Source organism: Microbacterium hominis, from assembly GCF_013282805.1.
In the GTDB taxonomy this organism is placed as follows: Bacteria; Actinomycetota; Actinomycetes; order Actinomycetales; family Microbacteriaceae; genus Microbacterium; species Microbacterium hominis_B.
The window spans coordinates 1,304,848-1,324,888 of the sequence record NZ_CP054038.1 but is presented as its reverse complement, the minus strand read 5'-3'; the positions used below and the strand labels follow the sequence as shown (position 1 = coordinate 1,324,888).

The following is a 20,041-nucleotide window of genomic DNA, read 5'->3' as shown; positions in this document are numbered from 1 at the left end:
GTGTAGGGAATCCGCGTGAGATCCACCATGCGCTGGTGCTGCGCATTTGGACGGGCATTCAACCACAGCCGGAAGGTGACATGAAGAAAAGTACGAGGAAGCTCGTCATCGCTGCAGCCGTCTTCGCGGGCGTGATCGTCGCAGGCGTCATCGGGCTCAACGTCTGGCGTCATTCGCTCGGTGACGTGAGGATCCCCGAGGCGACCCAGCTCAACGAGTCCACCTACCGATTCTCCGATGGGCTGAACGTCACGCAGCAGTACCTGATCGTCGGCACCACCGGAGCCCTCCTGATCGACACCGGAAACGGCCTGAACGACCTTCCTGCCGCGATCGGCGAGATCACCGACCTTCCCGTCACGGTCGTCAACACCCACGGACACTACGACCACACCCACGGGAACCACTACTTCGACGACGTCTACCTCTCCGAAGACGAGGCCGACGTCTATCACGACTACAACCAGCCGGAGACCATCGAGGCTGTCCTCCCCGACGTGCCCGCGCCGCTGCGGTGGCTCACCCGATATGCCGACGACGCCACGATGGCGATGCCGACCAGCGACGACTTCCTCCCACTGCCTGAGACCGGCTCCTTCGACCTGGGTGACCGACGCATCAGCATCGTGCCGATCCCGGGGCACACACCGGGATCCATCGGGTTGATCGATGAGAAAGTGGGAGCGCTGTACGCCGGCGACATGGTGGCCCAAGGTGGTGTGCTCCTCGACCTGCCCGAGAGTCTGAGTGTCAGCACCTATCGGGATTCGATCCGCCGCCTCGAGCAGTTGGCCGACGAGGGCGATTTCGACGTCGTCTACCCCGGCCACGCCGACCCTCTCGACAGCTCCTTCCTCAAGAAGCTGGACCACCCCGCCACTGATCTGATCGAAGGCGATGTGAGCGCCGAGGTCCTCGACAGCGGTCACTACGAACTCGACGGCGCCACCTTGTCGTTCCGCGCTTCGAACATCCAGTGAGAAGTCACATGAAACGTGAAGTGATCGTCGCCGTCGCCGCGGGCATCGCGGCCCTTGCCGTCGGTGGGGGCGCTTTCGCACTGGCCCGGGTCACGCGGCCGCAGACCGGCCGGCCGGGCCCGCCGGACGACCCCGCGTGGCCGGTCGAGCGCATCAGAACGGGTCGCCCCGACGTCGAACTGTCGGTGACCCACAGCGAGACGCGCGTACTGGCGGATCAGGGCTGGCGCTCGGTGAACACCATCCAGAACGTCTCGGTCCCGACCGTGACCGCGATCCGCCCGCATCCTGACACCGCGACGGGGGCGGCGATGATCGTGCTGCCGGGCGGCGCCTTCGGAGCCCTCGCCTGGGACGTCGAAGGAATCGAGATCGGACAGTTCCTCGCCGAGCGCGGGATCACGGCCTTCGTCCTCAAGTACCGGATACGAACTCCGACGATCGGCGTCGCCTGGAGCGTGATCACCAGAGGCCTGAAGGACGGCATCTCCCCCGGGCGCGCTGCTGCGATTTCGGATGCCCGGCAGGCGGTGCGCTTCGTTCGGGAGAACGCCGTTCGCCTCGGCATCGACCCTCGGCGCGTGGGCATGACGGGGTTCTCCGCCGGTGCCATAGCGACGCTGGGAACGCTGACCGGCGACGACGCCGCGACTCGGCCGAACATCGCCGCGTCCGTCTACGGCCTCGACCACGTCGAGAATGTGCATCCTGCCGACACTTCGCTGCTGATCGCCGCGGCCGATCCCGACACGACCGTGGCGGATGCGAAGAACATCGAGACGGTCTGGAAGAACGCGGGCGCTCCCGTGGAGACGCACCTCTTCCAATCCGGAGACCACGGGTTCGGCTTGGGGCGTCCGGGAACGGACAGCATGCGCTTCGCCGGTGTCTACGACGACTGGCTCGTGCGACAGGGATACGCCAGGCCTCACGAAGAGCACTCACGCTGAGGCAGCGCCTGAGCCACTCCATCGCAGCAGTTCGAAGCCGCCACGCGCGTCTCCGAACAACCGGGGAGTTGCGAGCACCGCGGATTCCGGCAGCGCGGCGAGCATTCCGGCCTTCTCGCGGAACTCGTGCGCAGCGGTCGGAGTCTGGCCATCTGCGTCCAGGACGACGAGCCGGCTGATGCCGGAGTTCGGGTCCCCATCGCTGGCGACGATCTCGCCCGACGTGCAGACGCCATGGACACAGGAAACCCCGGCATCCACGGAAGCGACCGCAGCCAGCCCGTCCGCGCCCAGCCATGCCAGGGTGCCGGTCGGTGCGAGATCGACGTAGCGCTCGGGGTCGAGCCCGACCTCCCGCACGAGTGCGGACGGCTCCTCGGGGACGCCTGTCACATAAATCGCTCGGACCCCATCCACACTCGCGCCCGTCCCGCGTGGGACAGCGTCGCGGCGGATGATCTTGCCGAAGTCGGCGGCGAGCCGAGCACGGATGCCGTAGCGGAGGCTCAGCAGCACGGTCTCCTCGTCGGCGGGGAGGGCGACCGCGGGCTCGGGCACCCTGATCCTGTGGGTGATCGTCATCGTCTGAAGATTCACGAGCGAATGCGACTGGCCATACTTCACGACGACGAGCGCATGGTGCGGGCCGACCGCAAGCAGGCGCGACGCATATTTCGGCAGGCCGGCGCGGAGGGTGCGCAGCACCGAGAAGGTCTCGCGATCGACTTCCTGTAGCCCGTAGTCCGTCAGCATCCAGACGAACCGGTCATCAGCCAGATGACCCGCAAGGGCGCCCCTGATCGGCGCCGCTCCCCGCAACGACCCGTCTGAGGCATCCAAAACGCCCGCTCGGTACGATTGCCGCCCTTCCACCCACCCGACGACGCACTCGGCGCCTGCCAGCGGAAAGGCTCGCAGGCCGGCCTCCGCGTTGAGCCTTCGGGACGGGATCGGAAGGGGCACATCGGCGACCGCGACGTGATCGAGCATGATGCAACGATATGCCGCGGACGCGAACCGGCCCCTCAGAGCCTGAGAGACAGACTCTGAGGGGCCCGCCGCCGCAGCGACTCACGTCAGGACGCGGGTGCTGCCGGCGCCGTCGAATCGAGGAACGACATCATCGCGTCGTAGGCGTGGACCGCGATCGGGTCATCGGAGATCAGGCCACCGAGAAGTCCGTGATTCGTCTCACCCCCGTCGGGGTAGCGCTCGTAGAAGAACTCGTGCTGCACCTCGTTCTCCTCGAGGGCCACGCTCAGGAGCGCCATGTCGTGCGCGTATCCGTCGCCGTCGTAATTGCTGCCGAGCATGAAGGTCGGCGGATACCCGGCCGTGACGTCGTCGGTGGGGTCGTAGCGCGTCCGATCCTCTTCGCTGGGATGGGTCGTGCCGTCGATGTAGTTCCCGACCAGGCCCATCACCGAGATGCCGAAGTCATCGATGGCGATGGGGGCATCGTCGATGACGAGGGCGCGCACGCTGTCCTTCGAGATGGAGGGCGTGAAGTCGAGGCTGCGTGCGTACTCGGGGTTCGAGATCGCCGCTCCGTACTGGGCCGTCATCGCGGCACCCGCCGAGGAACCCATGATGATCACGTTGTCCATGTCGAGCTGATACTCGTCGGCGTGGTCGACCAGGAATGCGAGCGCCTGGTCGAGCTGATAGACGGGCACCGGGAACTGGTACTCGGGAACGAGCGCGTAGTTGATGTTGACGAACGCGTATCCGTCATCCAAGAACCGGTCGAAGAGGAAATTGACATCACTGTCGATGGCCAACGGGTCGCCGAGGACCTTGTCGCCGGCGAAGTAGCCGCCGCCGTGCGAGTACACGATGGTCGGCAGTGGACCGTCGGGGGCGTCGGCCGGGTAGGAGATGTCGAGGTGACTGTTCGGATACTCCGTGCCGTACTCCAGATCGTTCACGTAGCGCACCCCGTCATCACGAACCCGGTCGTCGGGGGATTGTGCGGCTCGAAGGAGTTCTGCGTCAGATAGCCCTGGAACGCGCCGACGATGATCTGGGTGTTGTTCGACAGGACGATGCCGGCCGTCAAGACGACCGCCGCGGCAGCGGCCAGCGTGATCAGCAATCTGCGGAGCCAGCGACGGCGCGGAGTCGACTTCGGACGGGGAGACGGGATCTCACTCATGAATTTATTAGATCACTCACATTTTAGAGTTTCCTGAAACCCGATGCCGCTGAGATTTGCCCCTCGCTGCATGCTGCGGCAAAACCACCCGTATGGGTGCTTTTGCTATACGATGGCCAGGTCAGGGAAGACGGAGGAGCATCAATGACGACTACCGACACGATCGATCTCGAACGCGAGGTCGCAACTGCCGCCCAGCACGCCGACGTCGCCGACCCGGTTGACTTCTACCGCTACCGCGACCTGCTCACCTCCGACGAGCGCCTCCGTCTGGCTGACCTGCGTGCGTACCTGGAGCGCGAGGTCGCTCCGATCGCCGACGAGTACTGGGAGCGCGCCGAAAGCCCCCGACAGGTCTTCCGCCCGCTCGCCGACCTCGGCCTGTACGGCGCCGGCTTTCCCGAGGTCGCCCAATTCGACAACTCCGCGCTCTTCCGCGGATGGGTCAGCTACGAGATGGCCCGCGTCGACTCCTCGGTGGCGACGATGGCCGGGGTCCACAGCGGCCTGGCGATGAACGCCGTCGCGATCGGAGGATCCGATGAACAGCGCGCCGACCTCCTGCCGAAGATGGCTCGCGGCGAGATCGTGGGCGCATTCGGCCTGACCGAGCCGTTCTCGGGTTCTGACACGGCTCGCGGCATTCGCACGACCGCTCGCCGCGACGGCGACGAGTGGGTGCTCGACGGTGCGAAGCGCTGGATCGGCAACGCCACCTTCGCCGACATCGTCGTCATCTGGGCGCGAGATGTCGCTGACAGCAAGGTCAAGGGTTTCCTCGTCACCCGCGGCACGCCCGGCTTCACCGCGACCAAGATCGAGCGCAAGCAGTCCCTGCGCGCCGTCGAGAATGCCGACATCACCCTCGTCGATGTGCGACTGCCCGACAGCGCTCGACTGGCGCGCGTGCACTCCTTCCGCGAGGTGGCACTGATCCTTCGGCAGACCCGCTCCGACGTGGCCTGGCAGGCCCTGGGCAACGGCGTCGGCGCCTACGAGGCCGCCGTCGCCTACGCCCGCTCGCGGGAGCAGTTCGGGCGCGTGATCGGCTCTTACCAGCTGGTGCAGAGCAAGCTCGTCACCTGCTTGACCGAGATCACGGCATCCATCGCGCTGTGCACCCGCACCGCGCAGCTGCAGGATGCCGGCACGCTCACCGACGAGCAGTCGGCGATGGCGAAGGCCACCGTGAGCGAACGCATGCGTCGAGTGGTCGCACTGTGCCGCGAGATTCTCGGCGGCAACGGCATCCAGCTCGATTACGGCGTCGCGCGGCACTTCGCCGACGCCGAGGCGATCTACACGTACGAGGGCACCCACGACATGAACACCCTCATCGTCGGTCGTGACATCACCGGCATCCCCGCCTTCGCCTGACCGCCCCTGACTGCGAGAGATCTCATACCCATGACCACTGCCATCGTCACCGGAGCCGCCCGCGGCATCGGCGCCGCCACCGCCCTCCGCCTCGCCGCAGACGGTCACGCCGTCGCTGTGATCGACCTCGATGAGTCGGCCGCTCTCGCGACAGCGGAGACGATCGCCGCAGCCGGCGGCCGCGCGATCGCCATCGCCGCCGATGTCGCCGACGCCGCGTCGGTCGACGGTGCGGTCGACCGGATCGTCGCCGAGCTCGGTGCCCCCGGCATCCTCGTGAACAACGCCGGGGTGTTGCGCGACAACATGCTGTTCAAGATGACGGAGTCCGACTGGGACACCGTGATGAACGTGCATCTGCGCGGCGCCTTCCTGATGACCAAGGCGACGCAGTCGCACATGGTGGAGGCCGGCTGGGGCCGGATCGTGAACCTGTCGAGCACGTCGGCGCTCGGCAACCGCGGACAGGCGAACTACGCCGCGGCGAAGGCCGGTGTCCAGGGGTTCACCAAGACCCTCGCGATCGAGCTCGGCCGATACGGCATCACCGCCAATGCGATCGCCCCCGGCTTCATTCAGACCGACATGACGCGGGCGACCGCAGAGCGGCTGAAGGTGAGTTTCGAGCAGCTCGTCGAGGCGCAGATCTCGCAGATCCCGGTGGCCCGGGCCGGCGTGCCGGACGACATCGCCGCCGCAGTATCGTTCTTCTGCCGCGAAGAGGCAGGATTCATCTCCGGTCAGGTGCTGTACGTCGCGGGCGGTCCGAAGGCATGATCCGCGCCTCGCGTCCGGAAGGATTGACGGAACTGATCGGCTCGACGGCCATCGGCGATTGGGTGACCGTTTCGCAAGAGCGCATCGACGCCTTCGCCGAGGTGACCGAGGATCACCAGTGGATCCACGTCGACGTCGAGCGGGCATCCACCGGCCCGTTCGGAACCACCATCGCGCACGGACTGCTGACGCTGTCACTCGTTCCGGGCCTGATCCGCGATCTCATCGACGTTCAGAACGCGGATGCTGTCGTCAACTACGGCGTCGACGGCGTCCGCTTCCTCGCGCCGGTGCCGAGCGGCGCCCGCATACGCGCTCGCACCGAGCTCGTCGAGGCCGTCGAGACGGACCGCGGCGTGCGGGCGCGCCTCAAGAACACCGTCGAGATCGACGGCAGCGAGCGCCCGGCGCTCGTTGCCGAGACCATCCACCTGTTCGTCTCTACCCCTTGATCCGCCCTCATTCGCTTTTCAACGTCGAAAGGACACACAATGACAACACTCAACGACCGCGCAATCCAGGGGGACGGCTTCGCCACCCTCAACGTGGCGACGATCCTCGCCGAGAGCGCTGCGCGCTATCCGTCCGCGCCGGCGGTGCACTTCGCCGGGCACACGATCACGTACAGCTCGCTGTGGGAACAGACCCGCGCGTACGCCGGCGCGCTGAAGGCCCGCGGCATCGGCACGGGCGACCGCGTGGCTCTCATGGCGCCGAACGTGCCCGACTTCATGCGCGTCTACTACGCAGCGCTCGCACTCGGCGCGATCGTGGTGCCGGTGCATCCTCTGTTCAAGAAGAACGAGATCGCGTTCGTGCTCTCCGACGCGCAGGCCGACCTCTTCGTCGCCGCGGCGCCGTTCCTCGCCGAGGCGCTCCCCGCCGCCGCTGCCGCCAAGGTGCCCACCGTGTCGGTGCTCGTCCCCGATGAGATGGTCGCCGCTTCGGGCGTGCCGCGTCTCGAGGAGGAAGCGGCCGCAGCCGCGCCGATCGCCGACATCGCGCGCACCAACCCGCTGGATGCGGCGACGATCCTCTACACGAGCGGCACCACCGGCACCCCCAAGGGTGCGGTGAGCTCGCACTTCTCGATCGTCGAGCAGGTGCACACCTCGCTCATCGACTCTCTCGACATGCAGCGCGACGACGTCGTCTTCGGCGGACTGCCCCTGTTCCACACGTTCGGCCAGACCGCGGTGATGAACACGGTGTTCCGGCGCGGCGCATCAATCGCGCTCATGCCCCGATTCGAGGCGGATGCCGCCCTGCAGCTGCTCGTGGACCAGGGTGTCACGATCTTCGCCGCTGTGCCCACGATGTTCATCGATCTGATCCAGGCCGGGGCGCGGTCCGACGCGCAGCCCGCGCTGCGCTACGGCATCTCGGGTGGCGCCGCGCTCCCCCGCGTGATCCTCGAGAAGTTCGCCGCCCGCTTCGGCGCGCAGGTGCACGAAGGCTACGGTCTGACCGAAACCACACCGATCGTGTCGTTCAACACCGTCCACGACGACATCCGGCCGGGCACCGTGGGCACGCCGCTGTGGGGCGTCGACGTCGCGATCGCCCAGGCCGACATCGACGATTCCATCCAGCTGACGACCGACCCCGAGCAGATCGGCGAGATCGTCGTGCGCGGCCACAATGTCTTCAAGGGCTACATCGGCCGCGAAGACGCGACCGACGCCGCCGTCGTCGACGGCTGGTTCCGCACCGGCGATCTCGGCACGATCACCGACCGCGTGGTCACGATCGTCGACCGCAAGAAGGACCTCATCGTGCGCAACGGGTACAACGTCTACCCGACGGAGGTCGAGCAGGCTGTCGCGGCGCATCCCCAGCTCGTGGCCGTCTCGGTGTTCGGTCTGCCCGACGAGCGGCGGGGTGAAGAGGTCAACGCCGCCGTCGTGGTCAAGAGCGGCGAAGAGGTCACTGCGGAGGACGTCATCGCCTTCGCGCGGGAGCGCCTGGCAGAGTACAAGTACCCGCGTGTGGTGCACATCGTCGATGAGCTCCCGCTCGGCGCGAGCGGCAAGGTGCTCCGGCGCGCCCTGGTGGAGCGCTTCGGCACGCCCGTCGAAGCAGGCGCCACCGTCTGATCGAGACGGGAACGCCACTGTGGCCCGCGCCGAATCCAGGCGCGGGCCACAGTGGGTTCAGTCGATCCCCGAATGGGTTCAGGCGATCTCGAACAGACCTGCCGCTCCCTGGCCGCCGCCGATGCACATCGTGACGACCGCGAGCCGTGCGCCGCGTCGACGTCCCTCTCGCAGCACATGGCCCACCATGCGCGCGCCCGACATGCCGTACGGGTGGCCGATGGAGATCGCGCCGCCGTTGACGTTGAGCTTGTCGGGATCGAGGCCCAGGGCGTCGCGACAGTACACGACCTGCGAGGCGAACGCCTCGTTGAGCTCCCACAGGTCGATGTCGTCGACCGTCAGCCCCTCCCGCCGTAGCAACGCGGTGACGGCCGGCACCGGCCCGATGCCCATCTCGTCCGGGGCCACTCCGGCGACGGCGACACCCCGGAAGACGCCCAGCGGTGCGAGACCGCGACGGGATGCTTCGTCTTCAGTCATGAGGACGGTCGCCGCCGCACCGTCGGATAGCTGGCTGGCGTTGCCGGCGGTCACGGTCGCGACCGTCGATGCGGTGCCGTCGGCGAGCACCGGGCGCAGCGCGGCGAGGTCGTCCGAGGTCGTGGAGGGGCGATTTCCCTCGTCGTGATCGAGATGCACGTCACGGTACGAGACCTCGCCGCTCTCCCGATCGACGACCGCTTGCAGCGAGGTGAGCGGCACGATCTCATCAGCGAAGACGCCGGCGTGCTGGGCGGCGGCGGTGCGCTGCTGCGAGGTCAGCGCGTAGGCATCCTGCATCTCTCGCGAGACGCCGTATCGCTCGGCGACGATCTCGGCCGTGTTGAGCATCGGGAAGTAGATTCCAGGAACGTTCGCCTTCAGCCACGGATCGGCTGCGCGGTAGGTGTTCATGTGCTCGTTCTGCACGAGCGACACGGACTCGACGCCGCCGGCCACGGCGATGCCCAGATCGCCGTGAGCGATCTGGGCTGCCGCGACGGCGATCGACATCAGGCCCGAGGCGCATTGGCGGTCGACCGACATGCCGGCGACCGTGACCGGGAGTCCGGCACGCAGAGCACTCTGACGTGCGATGTTGCCGCCGGTGGCGCCCTGCTGGAGCGCCGCACCGAGGATCACGTCGTCGACCTCAGCGGGATCGATGCCGGCCCGTTCCACCGCCGCGGCGATGACGTGACCTGCCAACTGCTGCGGCGAGGTGTTGTTGTACGCGCCGCGGTACGCCTTCGCGATCGGAGTGCGGGCGGCACTGACGATGACGGGGGTGGGCATGAGTGTCCTCCTTGCGCTGTCGAGTGTCATCGCTGCGCTCCCACCCACGCGGCCAGGTCATCGAACGACTGCAGCGACTGCGGAAGACCAGGGCGCGACAGGTGACCGTGGAGCACGCCGGGAACCGTCTCGAGAACGACGTCCACTCCGGCCTCGCGAAGTCGCGCGGCGAACACCTCGCCGGAAGCCCGCAGACCGTCGAACTCGCAGTTGAAGACGTACGTGGGCGGGAATCCGGACAGATCGTCGGCCACGCCGGCCATCGCCTGGCTGGGCGCAGACTGGGCGACGCCGCCGAGGTAGTTCTCGACGATCGGCGTGTAGATCTCCGCCCCGAAGCCGGCCGTGACGCTGATGCGGTCGAGGCAACTCTGAAGCTCGTCCGACGCGGCAGGGAGCACTGCGTGCAGTGCGGAGTAGGCCAACACCAGACTGTTGGGCACCTGCTCGCCGTCCTCGATCAGACGGAGGACGGCGCCGGCGACGAGGTTGCCGCCGGCACTGGCGCCGCCGAGCGTGATCCGCGAGCGGTCAGCGCCCCACTCATCCGCCTGCGCGACGGCCCAGCGATACGCCGCGACGACGTCGTCGAGCGGGGCGGGGTAATGAAGACCCTCCCTCGCGAGTCGGTAGTCGACCGAGACGACGATCGCGCCGGCGCGTGCGGCGACCTCGCGCGAGGTCGCATCGGCTTCCGCACTGTCGAGGTCGCCGAAGGCCCAGCCTCCGCCATGAACCCACACGAAGAGCGGCCGGGGCGACTCCCCCGCGTCGGGTGTGTACACGCGGACGGTGAAGGATTCGCTCCCCTCGCCCAGCCGCACATCGCGAGTGGGCATCGCCGGCGGCGCATAGTCGATCTCGCCCTCCACCGGCTCCTCGAGCTGACGGCGCAGCGCCTGATCAGGGAAGACGCCACTCGGGTGTCCGGGGCGCTGATACTCCACCAACGCCGCCATCAGGCGCATCCAGTACGGATCGGCTGGAAGGTCGGCCGTACGCGTCTGCTCGTGCGTCATCTGCGTGTCCTCGGCATTCACTCTGTCTTCGTTCATCGCACGCCCCGCACCATTCGGACGACCAGTCCACCGACGATCGCTGCGATACCGCCGGCGATGTAGAGGACGGGATAGCCGCCGAGCGCGGTGAGCGCCCCGATCGCGATGACAGCCGGAGCGATCGCAGCGCCGACGGAGCGCGGAAGCTGGTCGGCGATGCCGATGATCGCCATGAACTTCGCCGCGTGCTTGTTCCCTCCAGGCAGAACCGACATGACCAGCGAGCCGTCGGTGGGGATGAAGAGCCCGATCGAGATCGTGATCATGGTGGTGCCGATGAAGAACACCGGGACCGACGTCGAGAACGCCGCCGTCAGGGCTCCTGCGCCCATCAGGAGCGAGCACACCATGACCATCATCTTCCGACTCGGAACCTTGTCCGCGAGGAATGCACCGATGAGGGTGCCGACCGCCGTTCCGGCGAGGCTGATGATGGAATTGAGAGCGATGAGCGGAGGCAGCTCGGCCTCGCTGACTCGAAGCTGGTCGGTCAGGAAGTAGACGGCGAAGCTGGTGCTGAAGGCGATGCCCAGGGTGAAGACGAACCTGCTGACGAAGACCCAGGAGAAGTCGGGAGCCGACCGCGGGTTGAACTTGTAGCCGGCGAACGCCGTCGCCAGCCGAGGTTGCCTCGGCACGTCTGCCGGGTCGAGGTAGCGGTCCTTGAGCAGCGGTACGGCGATCAGATAGCAGACGGCGAGAACTCCCGCGCCTACACCGAACAGCATGAGCTGGTTGTCGAGGAGCATGGGCCCGATGATCGACGCGGTGAGACCTGCCAGCGTCCCGGTGAGGGCCTTGAAGCCGAGGATCCGACCGCGGGTGCGGTCCGGAAACGAGTCGGGAACCACCGCGAACGACGAGGCTCCCGAGATCGACGACCCGATCGCCATGAAGAATGTGCCGAGGAAGATCATGGGCACAGTGGTGGCGAGCCCGAGGATCAGCAGACCGACGACGATGCTCGCGCCGCCGATCGCGATCCCGGGACGACGCATGCCGAAGCGGGACGTGGTCCGGTCGCTCAGCGCGCCGAAGAACGGCGCGAGTGCCATGCCCAGGAACGCCTGCACACCGAGCACGGCGCCCAGGACGACATCCTTCGACTCGGGCGACACGCGTGCGATCACGATGGGCAGGGCTACGAGGGCGGGCATCAGCGTGCCGAACCCGACGCCCAGCGCGATCAGCAGCACCGCGACCACATTGCGCTTCGGCGCAGCCAGCCGAGGTTCGTCTGCGAGCCCGCCGACGAGAGCGGCCTCCGCTTCGCTGCTGCCTATCATCACGCCACGATCATCTACAGCGATCGGCGCGTCGTTACGCTCTGGCACGTGGTCCTCCTTGAACCGGTGTAAAATCTCAGCACACTGAGCTTTTAGCCAAATTAGCATACTCGTTCCTCGCGTACGCCGAGCCGAGCATCCGACAGCCGACATCCCCTCCCCGCCCCTGAAGGAAGTGAAGAACGTGACGACCACACAGTTCGAGGCCGTCCTCGCCGCACTCGAGGCCGCCCCACCGCAGGATCACTCGGACGGTTACGACACCGCGCGACTGATCGAGCTCGACGGGGCACTCGCGGATGTCGAGGTGCGGGATGCCGCCATTCCGACACCCGCAGGCGACATCACGGTTCGGATCTACCGTCCGACGTCGACGCCGTCGTCGGGAGCAATCGTCTGGGCTCACGGCGGCGCGTGGGTGGGCGGAAGCATCGACATGCCCGAAGGGCATTGGGTCGGTCTGAGCCTGGCGGCGCGTGGACTGACGGTGTACTCCGTCGACTATCACCTCTCGCTGCGAGGGATCACGTTCCCGGTACCCTCCGACGACCTGCTCGCGGCTTACGACTGGGCACGCGGTGATCTGCTGACGACCGGGACCGACGACATCGACCTCCATCTCGGTGGTGCCAGCGCGGGCGGCAATCTCGCCGCCGGCGTGGCGAAGCGACTCGCGCGACGCGACACCCCGCCCGCCTCGCTCGTTCTCGCCTATCCGTCACTCCACGCGGAGTTTCCCGAACCGTCGACCGAGCTCGCGGCCGCGCTCGCACGCGTCGACTTCCCCGACACGCTTCCCGGTCTGCTCGCCTTTACCATGGCCCACTTCGCCGGCGAAGCCGGGATTCACGATGAGATCGCCGTTCCCGGCAACGGCGCCGTCCCGGCGGGTCACCCGCGGACCCTCATCCTGAACGCTGACGCCGACCCGCTCCGCGCATCCGGGGAGCTCTACGGGAGCCTTCTGCGCGACGCGGACGTCCAGGTCGAGATGGAATACCTTCCGGGCTCTCTGCACGGCTTCCTGAACGAGCCCGAGTCCGATCTCGGGCGCGCGGGCATCGACCGGGTCGCCGACTGGCTGCTCCGCTGAGCGACAGACCGCACCGCGCGGCGGTGACTCAGCGCGGGCGGCGCGCGTACCCCCGGGCGACAAGCCACTCCTCGAGCACTGACGTGAATCGGGCGGAGTCGGTACCGGGACGTCCCAGTCCGAACCCGTGATCGCCGGACGCGAAGATGTGCAGATCGTGCGGCACGCCGGCCGCCGTCCACAGCGCGTCGATCCGTCTCGCATCGGCGACGGCGGTGTCCGGCTCGGCTGCGGCTACCAGGAGCGGGACGTCATCCGGTCGCACATCGCCGTCCCAGAGGAATCCGTACACGCAGACGGCGAAGTCCGGGCGCGTGGCCGGGTCCGCATCCGCGAGGACACGGAGCATCGTGATCGCGCCCGCCGAGAACCCGATCATCCCCACGGCCCCCGGGTCGATCTCGAACTCGCGCGCCCGGGCACGCACCAGTCGCATAGCCTGCGTCGCATCGGCGGCTGCTGCGGCTATGGCCGGTTCGACGCCGGCCTTCATCCGGCCGACGAGGAACGGCAGCATCCCGCGCAGCCTGGGCCGCTGCACGCGGTACTTGAGGACGAACGCGGTGATCCCCCGTTCCGCCAGGAACTGGCCCACCTCCGTCCCCTCGGCATCCCATGCCAGGCCGCCGAAGCCGCCACCGGGCAGGACGACGACCGAAGCGCCGGTCCGCGTCCCGACGGTCGGCCGGAACACCGTGATCGAGGGGTCGAAGACATTCCGGATGATCGTCGTGCGACGCCAGTCGACTCCGGGGTCCGTCGTCCGCGTCTCGGCCGCGCGGACCCCGTAGTCGCCGCCGGGGTGGGAGTTCCACACCGGAATCGACTCCGCGGCCGGATCATCCTCGATCATGGTCAGGGCGCAACGACCTCGTCGCGGCGGGTGCGAGCCATGAGTGCGTCGAACGTCTCCGGAGCGACGGTGTCGCGCAGACTGTCGGCGATCTTGCGCATCGGAAGCGTTCCGATGCCGCGGAGGATGTGGGGCTGCGCCACGTACCGGAGCCGGTCCGAATCGATCTCGTCCAGCATCACCGGACCGACCACAGGATGAGTGAGCCACTCTTCCAGCGTCGACCACAGCGTGAGTTCGCGGACGATGCCGTCTCCCGTCAGCGAGATGGGCTGCTCCGCGACGATCGTCTCACTGTCGCGGCCGAGCTGCACGATGTATGAGCCGGCCTCCACCACCCAGTCCGATTCGTCGATGTCCCAGAATGCGAACGCGCGGCGGTCCAGCGGCAGCGAGACGACCGTCGATTCACCGGGTCCCAGGGTCACCTTCTCGAACGCGCGCAGCTCTCGCGCAGGCCGCTGGATGTCACCGTTGGAGGTGGCATCGACGTAGATCTGCACGACGTGCGCACCCTCTCGCGGGCCGGTGTTAGTGACCTTCACGCCGGCGACAGCCGAGTCGGCGCCCGTGACCTCCACGGTGAAGTCGCTGAGCTCGAAGGTCGTGTAGCTCAGTCCGTGTCCGAACGGATACCGTGCCGGCGTGTCAAGGGTCGTGAGGGCGCGGTATCCCACCAGCAGCCGCTCGCCATAGACGACGTGACCGCGCTCGCCGGGGAAGTTCTGCGTGCTCGGGTGGTCCGCGAGACGGCGGGGAATCGTCTCCGCAAGTCGACCCGAGGGGTTGACCACGCCGAACACCACGTCGGCGATCGCCCCGCCGCTGGCCTGGCCGAGGAGGAAGCCCTCGAGGATGGCTGCCACATCGTCATGCCATCCTTCGACGGAGACCACTCCCCCGTTGGAGAGCACGACGACGGTGCGCGGGGCCACCGCGGCGACGGCGCGGATGAGGTCCACCTGTGCGCGGGGAAGCTCGATGCTGGTGCGATCGAAGCCCTCCGATTCGTCGCTCTCGCCCAGCCCGGCGAAGATGACCGCGACCTCGGCATCCGAGGCGAGCTCGACAGCGGCATCCCGCAGCGCGCTCTCGTCTCCGCTGCCGTCCAGGTCGAACCCGGGTGCGAATGCGACGTCCAGGTCAGTGAGCTCGGGCAGGGCGTCGAGGAAGGACTCGGAGCGCGTCACGGCCACGTGCGAGCTGCCACCGCCCTGGAAGCGCGGGGTGCGCGCGAACTCGCCGATGACGGCGAGCTTCGTCGTGGCCGACAAGGGAAGCGTGCCGTCGTTCTTCAACAGCACGGCGCACTCTGCCGCCACTTCACGCGCGAGCCGGTGGTGGGCATCCACGTCGATCTCGGCGTGTGAAGGTTCGGCGCGCCACGCCTGGAGCCCGAGGATGCGCTCCACCGAGACATCCAGATCCGCTTCGTCAAGAGTCCCGTTGCGCACGGCATCGGCGATCAGCGGCGGGGTGCGACCGTCCGTTCCCGGCATCTCGAGATCAAGGCCCGCCGACAGCGCCGCCGCGTTGTCGTGCACCGCTCCCCAGTCCGACATCACGGCACCGTCGAAGCCCCACTCACCACGAAGGACGTCGGTGAGCAGCCAGCGGTTCTCCGACGCGAACACGCCGTTGATGCGGTTGTACGAGCACATCAGGGTCGCGGGACGCGCCTCCTTCACGATGCGCTCGAAGGCGGGGAAGTAGATCTCGCGCAGAGTGCGCTCGTCGACGTCGGAGCTGACCCGCATGCGGTCGTGCTCCTGATTGTTCGCGGCGAAGTGCTTCACGGAGCATCCCACGCCCTCCGCTTGGATCGCCTCGACGTAGGCGGCACCGAGAACCCCGGACAGGAGCGGGTCCTCCGAGAGGTACTCGAAGTTGCGGCCGCACAAGGGCGATCGCTTGATGTTCACCCCGGGCCCGAGGACGATGTTGACCCCGAGCGCGCGCGCCTCCTGACCGATCGCGGTCGCGACCCGCTCGGCAACCGACGGATCCCAACTGGATCCGATGGCCACCGCAGGCGGGAAGCACGTCGATTTCGCGCTCTCGGTGAGGCCGAAGTTCTCGCCACCCTCGCCCTGATAGCGCAGCCCATGCGGACCGTCGGACAGGATCACCGGTTCGACGTCGAGTTCCGGGATGCCGAAGGTGTACCAAGGTCCGACGCCCGAGACGAGGTGGGACTTCTGCTCGAGAGTGAGATCGGATGCCGCGATGTTCATGATGTCCTCTGTGGTGCTGGAGAGATCGTGTGTTCGTGCCTCGTCGACGGAGCCGCGGCCCCGTCAGACAGGCAGTGCGGCCTGGGCACTCACCCAGGCTGCGAGGTCGGCGTGCGACTGGCGCGCTTGGGGAAGACCGGGGCGGGCGAAGTGGGCGTGCCCGACGCCCGACACGGTCTCACAGCGGACGTCGACGCCCGCGTCGCGCAGCTGTTCTGCGAAGCGCTCCCCCGACGCGCGCAGTCCGTCGAACTCGCAGTTCATGATGTAGGTCGACGGGAAGGCGGAGAGGTCGGCGGCGACGCCGGCCATGGCATACGGATGGGCGTCGTCGACCGGAGCCCCGAGGTAGTTCTCGACGATGGGCGTGAGGACTTCGGGTGCGAAGCGAGCTGCCGGGCTCATCCGCTCCAGGCACGCCTGGAGCTCCGCGGACGCCGGCGGCAGCAGGGGGTGCAGGGTCGGATAGGCGAGCACGGCTGCGATGGGCATGACGTCGCCTTCGTCCGCCAGGCGGAGGATCGCGCCCGCGGCGAGGTTTCCGCCTGCGCTGGCACCGCCCAGGACGATCCTCGACGGATCGACCCCGAGCTCTTCGCGGTTCGCGACCGCCCAGCGATAGGCAGTGACGACATCGTCGAGCGGCACGGGGAAATGGACACCGTCGCGTGCCAGCCGGTAGTCGACGGAGATGACCACGGCGTCGGCGCGGGCCGCCACCTCGCGCGAGACCATGTCGCTCTCCCCGCCTTCGAGGTCACCGAACGCCCACGCCCCACCGTGGACCCACACGAAGAGCGGACGCGGCGACACGGAGGGATCAGCCGCGTCGGGGGTGTACACGCGGATCTCGAAGGAGTCGGACCCCTCGCCCAGGGTGAGATCCCGGGTGTGCACGTGCGGGGGCGTGTAGTCCGCCTCGCCGTCGACCGGGTCTTCGAGCAGGCTGCGCAGGCTCGGGTCCGGGAAGATCGCGTAGGGGTGCTCAGACCCGAGCTGCATCATCGCCGTGTATTCGCCCACCAGCCGCGTCCAGTACTCGTCAGTCACCGGTGATCCTCCTCGATCGAGTCGATTCAACACTTAAGTCTACTGAGATTTTCTACCATGGATCACTCCGCGAGGAGAGCCTGCCCATAGCTGCGCACGTTCCCGTTGACGGCATCCCAGAGCCAGTCGCGGGCCGTCTTCCCGTCGGATGTCGTGCGATGGAAGGCCCTGTCGCCGATGACACAGTGCGTCGTCAGCCCCATTCCCCGCGCGGACGGATCCGGCGTGTCGAAGAAGTAGAAGCCGACACCCGGGATGTCGCGCGCCAGCGACGCACTCATCTCCGCGGTGTCACGCTGGAACTTCTCCCCGGCCGCCCGCGTGAAGACGAGACCGTTCCCGTCCAGGTGGTTCTGCAGTCGGCTCAGTGCGCTGTCGCGGATCGAACTCGAGTAGAGATAGCGAACCTTGTCGCCGTGTGAACGATGGAGGGCGACGAAGGAATCCCGCACCATGTCGGCCGAATGCAGTCGGGCGACGATCTCGTCGGGCGCACCCCAGACCTCGGCCGCGATCCGCGGCCAATCGTCATTGAGGCCCAGCGCGCTGTCGATGCAGCAGGTGACCCCGCGGCAATCGGGAAAGCGTGCGATGACGTCGTCGGCCAGCAGCGCCGCACCCCAGGCCCCGCCACTGCAGCCGGCGATCAGCAGGTCATCGGGGACGGGGATCCGCCTCTGGATCTCGTCCATCACGGCTCGGTAGTTCAGATACCCGTGGTGGCGTGCGACCCGAGTGAACCCGTCCAACGCCGTGTACGGGAAATCGTTGGTGCCCACATGGAAGTCACCCGTGGCATAGGTGAGCACCACTTTCGTCCAGTTGCGGAAAGGGTTCTCGGGGTGATCATCGAGGACTCCCTTCCCCACCACCAGGTCGCCGACCAGGTCGAGTCGGATCAGGTAATAGCCCTCTTTGCCACGCATGTACATGGATGCCGGGCGAGCCGCCGTGTACTCGTCGGTGGAGACACCCCCTCCGCAGAAGAACACGACGAGCTTGTTCTCGGTCCCGATGCGGATGTCCGCGAAGGCGGGCTCTCCATTGGCACTCACAGCGCCGTCGGGGGTGAACCGATACCACTTTCCGATCTGCGGATCCGCGGGCAGCGCAGGGAGCCTCTTCGCTTTCAGAAACGGCGTCAGCGCCTTCAGCCAGAGCGGTTCGCGCTCCCACGGGTCCAATCCGACCTTGCTCACGAGACCTCCTCGACTCCCGATCACGCTAACAGAAAGCCAATTCGACACACATTTTCGACGAATCCTTGTTCGCTCTCTAATTTATGTGTACGCTACGAAATTGAACACACCGCTCTTGGATCAAGGAGGATCACGCGTGTCCAGCAACGAGGCCGCCGCCGTCGCAGAACCACCCGTCGTCACGGCGTCGCTGTCACGCAAGGAGCAGAAGGCGACGTGGCGGATGACGCGCGGGGAGCGCGCGCGCTATCAGCTCGGATATGCGGGGTGGACCACCGGCTCGAGCATCGTCGTCTTCTTCATGACGATGTTCCTCCTGTTCCAGGGCATCGATCTTGCCGCCGTCGCCACCCTGATCCTCGTGGTCAAGGTCATCGACGCGCTGGATGACGTGCTGTTCGGCTATGTCATCGATCGGATCAACCCGACCCAGATCCGATTCCTCCGCAAGCTAGCGGGATCGGGCAAGTACCTGCCGTGGTACCGGGTCACCTTCTTCCTCCTCCCCGCGAGCGTCGTGGTCTTCTTCGCGATGCCCAGCGGGGTACCGGTCGCCGTGAAGATGGTCTGGTTCGCCGTCGCCTACCTGATCTTCGATTTCGCCTGCACCCTGTCGCAGGTGCCGATGCAGTCCATGGTGGTGACCCTGACCGACAAGATCACCGAGCGAGACGCCATCCTCAAGGTCCGGGGCGTCATCCTCATCTTCGTGGCGGTGGTCAGCGGTCTGGTGTGGCAATCCCTGGTCAGCGAGTTCGTCGGCCTGCCCGTGGCCGCGGTGGCGATCGGGTCCGCTGTCCTGGCGTTCCTGCTGATGCTGCCCCTGAGTCGCAAGGTCACCGAGCACAACGTCGAACTCAAGAACGTCGACGAGGAGAAGACTCCGAAATACTCGATGCGCGAGATGTTCCACGCCATCCGGACCAATCGCTACATGCTGCTGATCCTCGCGACCGACGTCGTGCAGGGCATCTCCCTGACGCAGCTGACCACCAGCATCTTCGCCGCCTTCTTCCTGTTCGGGAACTCGCTGGTGCTGACGTTGCCGGTGCTCATCGCGTTCATCCCCGGCCTGATCCTCCAGATCTTCGCCGACCGGATCGCACACGCTCTGGGCAAGCGCAACGCGATCGTCGGGTTCGGACTGCTCGGCGCCGCGACGTCGATCACGCTCTTCCTGATCGGCCCGGGCAACCTCTTCGTGGTGGTCGCCCTGATGGCCCTCGCCGGCATCCCGACCGCCGTGAATCTCGTCCTCCGCACCTTCCTCATCCCCGACACGATCGAATACACCCGATACAAGACGGGCCAGGACTGCGCGGGAATCTTCTTCTCGCTCGACTCCTTCGTCCAGAAGGCCGTCTCCGGAGTCGCAGCATCCCTGGCACTGTTCGTGCTGAGCCTCGGCGGGTGGCAGGCGATGCAGGCCGAGTCCTTCGCAGACCTCCAGGCGATGGGCGCCACCCAGCCGGACAGCGCGCTCACCGCGCTCTGGCTCACCGTGACGATCATCCCCGCGGCCGGCGCTCTCGGCTCTGCGATCATCCTGATGTTCTACCGACTGCGCGATAAAGACGCCGCTCTCATGGCGAAGTGCAACGCCGGCGAGATCACCCGCGCGGAGTGCGAGGCTCAGCTGTCGCGGAAGTACTGAC

General features: G+C 67.1%; 18 protein-coding genes. 8 read left to right on the top strand and 10 right to left on the bottom strand.

Annotated features, from left to right (window positions below; translation table 11 throughout):
• The first annotated feature begins 35 nt into the window (after positions 1–35).
• Together HQM25_RS05775 and HQM25_RS05770 are read left to right on the top strand one after the other, a co-directional pair.
• Positions 36–980 carry an MBL fold metallo-hydrolase gene (locus HQM25_RS05775; protein WP_172989378.1) on the top strand — a complete coding sequence of 315 codons (945 nt, stop codon included), beginning with the start codon at positions 36–38 and terminating at the stop codon, positions 978–980.
• A gap of 8 nt (positions 981–988) precedes the next feature.
• Positions 989–1,930: an alpha/beta hydrolase gene (locus HQM25_RS05770; protein ID WP_172989377.1), complete on the top strand. Its 942-nt coding sequence runs from the start codon at positions 989–991 to the stop codon at positions 1,928–1,930.
• On the opposite strand, the gene HQM25_RS05765 is transcribed toward HQM25_RS05770, so the two are convergent.
• From HQM25_RS05765 to HQM25_RS05755, 3 genes are all read right to left on the bottom strand, one after another.
• Positions 1,922–2,920 (bottom strand): hypothetical protein, encoded by a 999-nt coding sequence (locus HQM25_RS05765; RefSeq protein ID WP_172989376.1) that lies wholly within the window; start codon positions 2,918–2,920, stop codon positions 1,922–1,924. The two genes, HQM25_RS05770 and HQM25_RS05765, sit on opposite strands and share 9 nt — an antisense overlap.
• 86 nt (positions 2,921–3,006) lie before the next feature.
• Positions 3,007–3,858 (bottom strand): alpha/beta hydrolase, encoded by an 852-nt coding sequence (locus HQM25_RS05760; RefSeq protein WP_172989375.1) that lies wholly within the window; start codon positions 3,856–3,858, stop codon positions 3,007–3,009.
• Positions 3,855–4,085: a hypothetical protein gene (locus HQM25_RS05755; protein WP_172989374.1), complete on the bottom strand. Its 231-nt coding sequence runs from the start codon at positions 4,083–4,085 to the stop codon at positions 3,855–3,857. The genes HQM25_RS05760 and HQM25_RS05755 overlap by 4 nt, the downstream gene beginning before the upstream one ends.
• A 144-nt stretch (positions 4,086–4,229) precedes the next feature.
• Here HQM25_RS05755 and HQM25_RS05750 point away from each other — a divergent pair, with 144 nt between their 5' ends.
• The 4 genes from HQM25_RS05750 to HQM25_RS05735 all read left to right on the top strand — a co-directional run bounded on the left by HQM25_RS05750 (position 4,230) and on the right by HQM25_RS05735 (position 8,335).
• Entirely contained in the window at positions 4,230–5,462 is a 1,233-nt protein-coding gene (locus HQM25_RS05750; protein WP_172989373.1) for an acyl-CoA dehydrogenase family protein, read from the top strand.
• 30 nt (positions 5,463–5,492) lie between these two features.
• Positions 5,493–6,239 (top strand): 3-oxoacyl-ACP reductase FabG, encoded by a 747-nt coding sequence (gene fabG, locus HQM25_RS05745; protein ID WP_172989372.1) that lies wholly within the window; start codon positions 5,493–5,495, stop codon positions 6,237–6,239.
• A 62-nt stretch (positions 6,240–6,301) separates the two neighbouring features.
• Entirely contained in the window at positions 6,302–6,691 is a 390-nt protein-coding gene (locus HQM25_RS05740) for a MaoC family dehydratase (RefSeq protein ID WP_254359567.1), read from the top strand.
• A gap of 39 nt (positions 6,692–6,730) precedes the next feature.
• On the top strand, positions 6,731–8,335 hold the full coding sequence (locus HQM25_RS05735; protein ID WP_172989370.1) for an AMP-binding protein: 1,605 nt from the start codon (positions 6,731–6,733) through the stop codon (positions 8,333–8,335).
• Positions 8,336–8,413: 78 nt separating this feature from the next.
• Here the strand turns inward: HQM25_RS05735 and HQM25_RS05730 are convergent, their stop codons facing one another.
• From HQM25_RS05730 to HQM25_RS05720, 3 genes are read right to left on the bottom strand one after another with little or no spacing between them, the layout of a single operon-like run.
• Positions 8,414–9,613, bottom strand: coding sequence for an acetyl-CoA C-acyltransferase (locus tag HQM25_RS05730; protein WP_172989369.1), 1,200 nt, complete (start codon positions 9,611–9,613; stop codon positions 8,414–8,416).
• A 26-nt stretch (positions 9,614–9,639) separates the two neighbouring features.
• A complete protein-coding gene (locus HQM25_RS05725) occupies positions 9,640–10,632 on the bottom strand; it encodes an alpha/beta hydrolase (RefSeq protein ID WP_172989368.1) in 993 nt (330 codons plus the stop codon).
• 32 nt (positions 10,633–10,664) lie between these two features.
• The gene (locus tag HQM25_RS05720) at positions 10,665–12,005 is read right to left on the bottom strand and encodes an MFS transporter (RefSeq protein ID WP_172989367.1); all 1,341 of its coding nucleotides are present in this window, start codon (positions 12,003–12,005) and stop codon (positions 10,665–10,667) included.
• A 136-nt stretch (positions 12,006–12,141) separates the two neighbouring features.
• On the opposite strand from HQM25_RS05720, the gene HQM25_RS05715 reads away from it, so the two are divergent.
• On the top strand, positions 12,142–13,050 hold the full coding sequence (locus HQM25_RS05715) for an alpha/beta hydrolase (protein WP_172989366.1): 909 nt from the start codon (positions 12,142–12,144) through the stop codon (positions 13,048–13,050).
• Between the two features lie 28 nt (positions 13,051–13,078).
• Here HQM25_RS05715 and HQM25_RS05710 read toward each other — a convergent pair whose 3' ends face one another.
• The 4 genes from HQM25_RS05710 to HQM25_RS05695 form a co-directional block, all read right to left on the bottom strand.
• Complete coding sequence (locus HQM25_RS05710; RefSeq protein WP_172989365.1) at positions 13,079–13,903, bottom strand: alpha/beta hydrolase; 825 nt, start codon at positions 13,901–13,903, stop codon at positions 13,079–13,081.
• A gap of 2 nt (positions 13,904–13,905) precedes the next feature.
• Positions 13,906–16,137: a glycoside hydrolase family 3 C-terminal domain-containing protein gene (locus HQM25_RS05705; protein ID WP_172989364.1), complete on the bottom strand. Its 2,232-nt coding sequence runs from the start codon at positions 16,135–16,137 to the stop codon at positions 13,906–13,908.
• 63 nt (positions 16,138–16,200) lie between these two features.
• Positions 16,201–17,187 (bottom strand): alpha/beta hydrolase, encoded by a 987-nt coding sequence (locus HQM25_RS05700; protein ID WP_172989363.1) that lies wholly within the window; start codon positions 17,185–17,187, stop codon positions 16,201–16,203.
• Between the two features lie 62 nt (positions 17,188–17,249).
• A complete protein-coding gene (locus HQM25_RS05695) occupies positions 17,250–18,386 on the bottom strand; it encodes a pectin acetylesterase-family hydrolase (RefSeq protein WP_172989362.1) in 1,137 nt (378 codons plus the stop codon).
• Between the two features lie 136 nt (positions 18,387–18,522).
• On the opposite strand from HQM25_RS05695, the gene HQM25_RS05690 reads away from it, so the two are divergent.
• Complete coding sequence (locus HQM25_RS05690; protein WP_172989361.1) at positions 18,523–20,040, top strand: MFS transporter; 1,518 nt, start codon at positions 18,523–18,525, stop codon at positions 20,038–20,040.
• The last annotated feature ends 1 nt before the right edge of the window (position 20,041 follow it).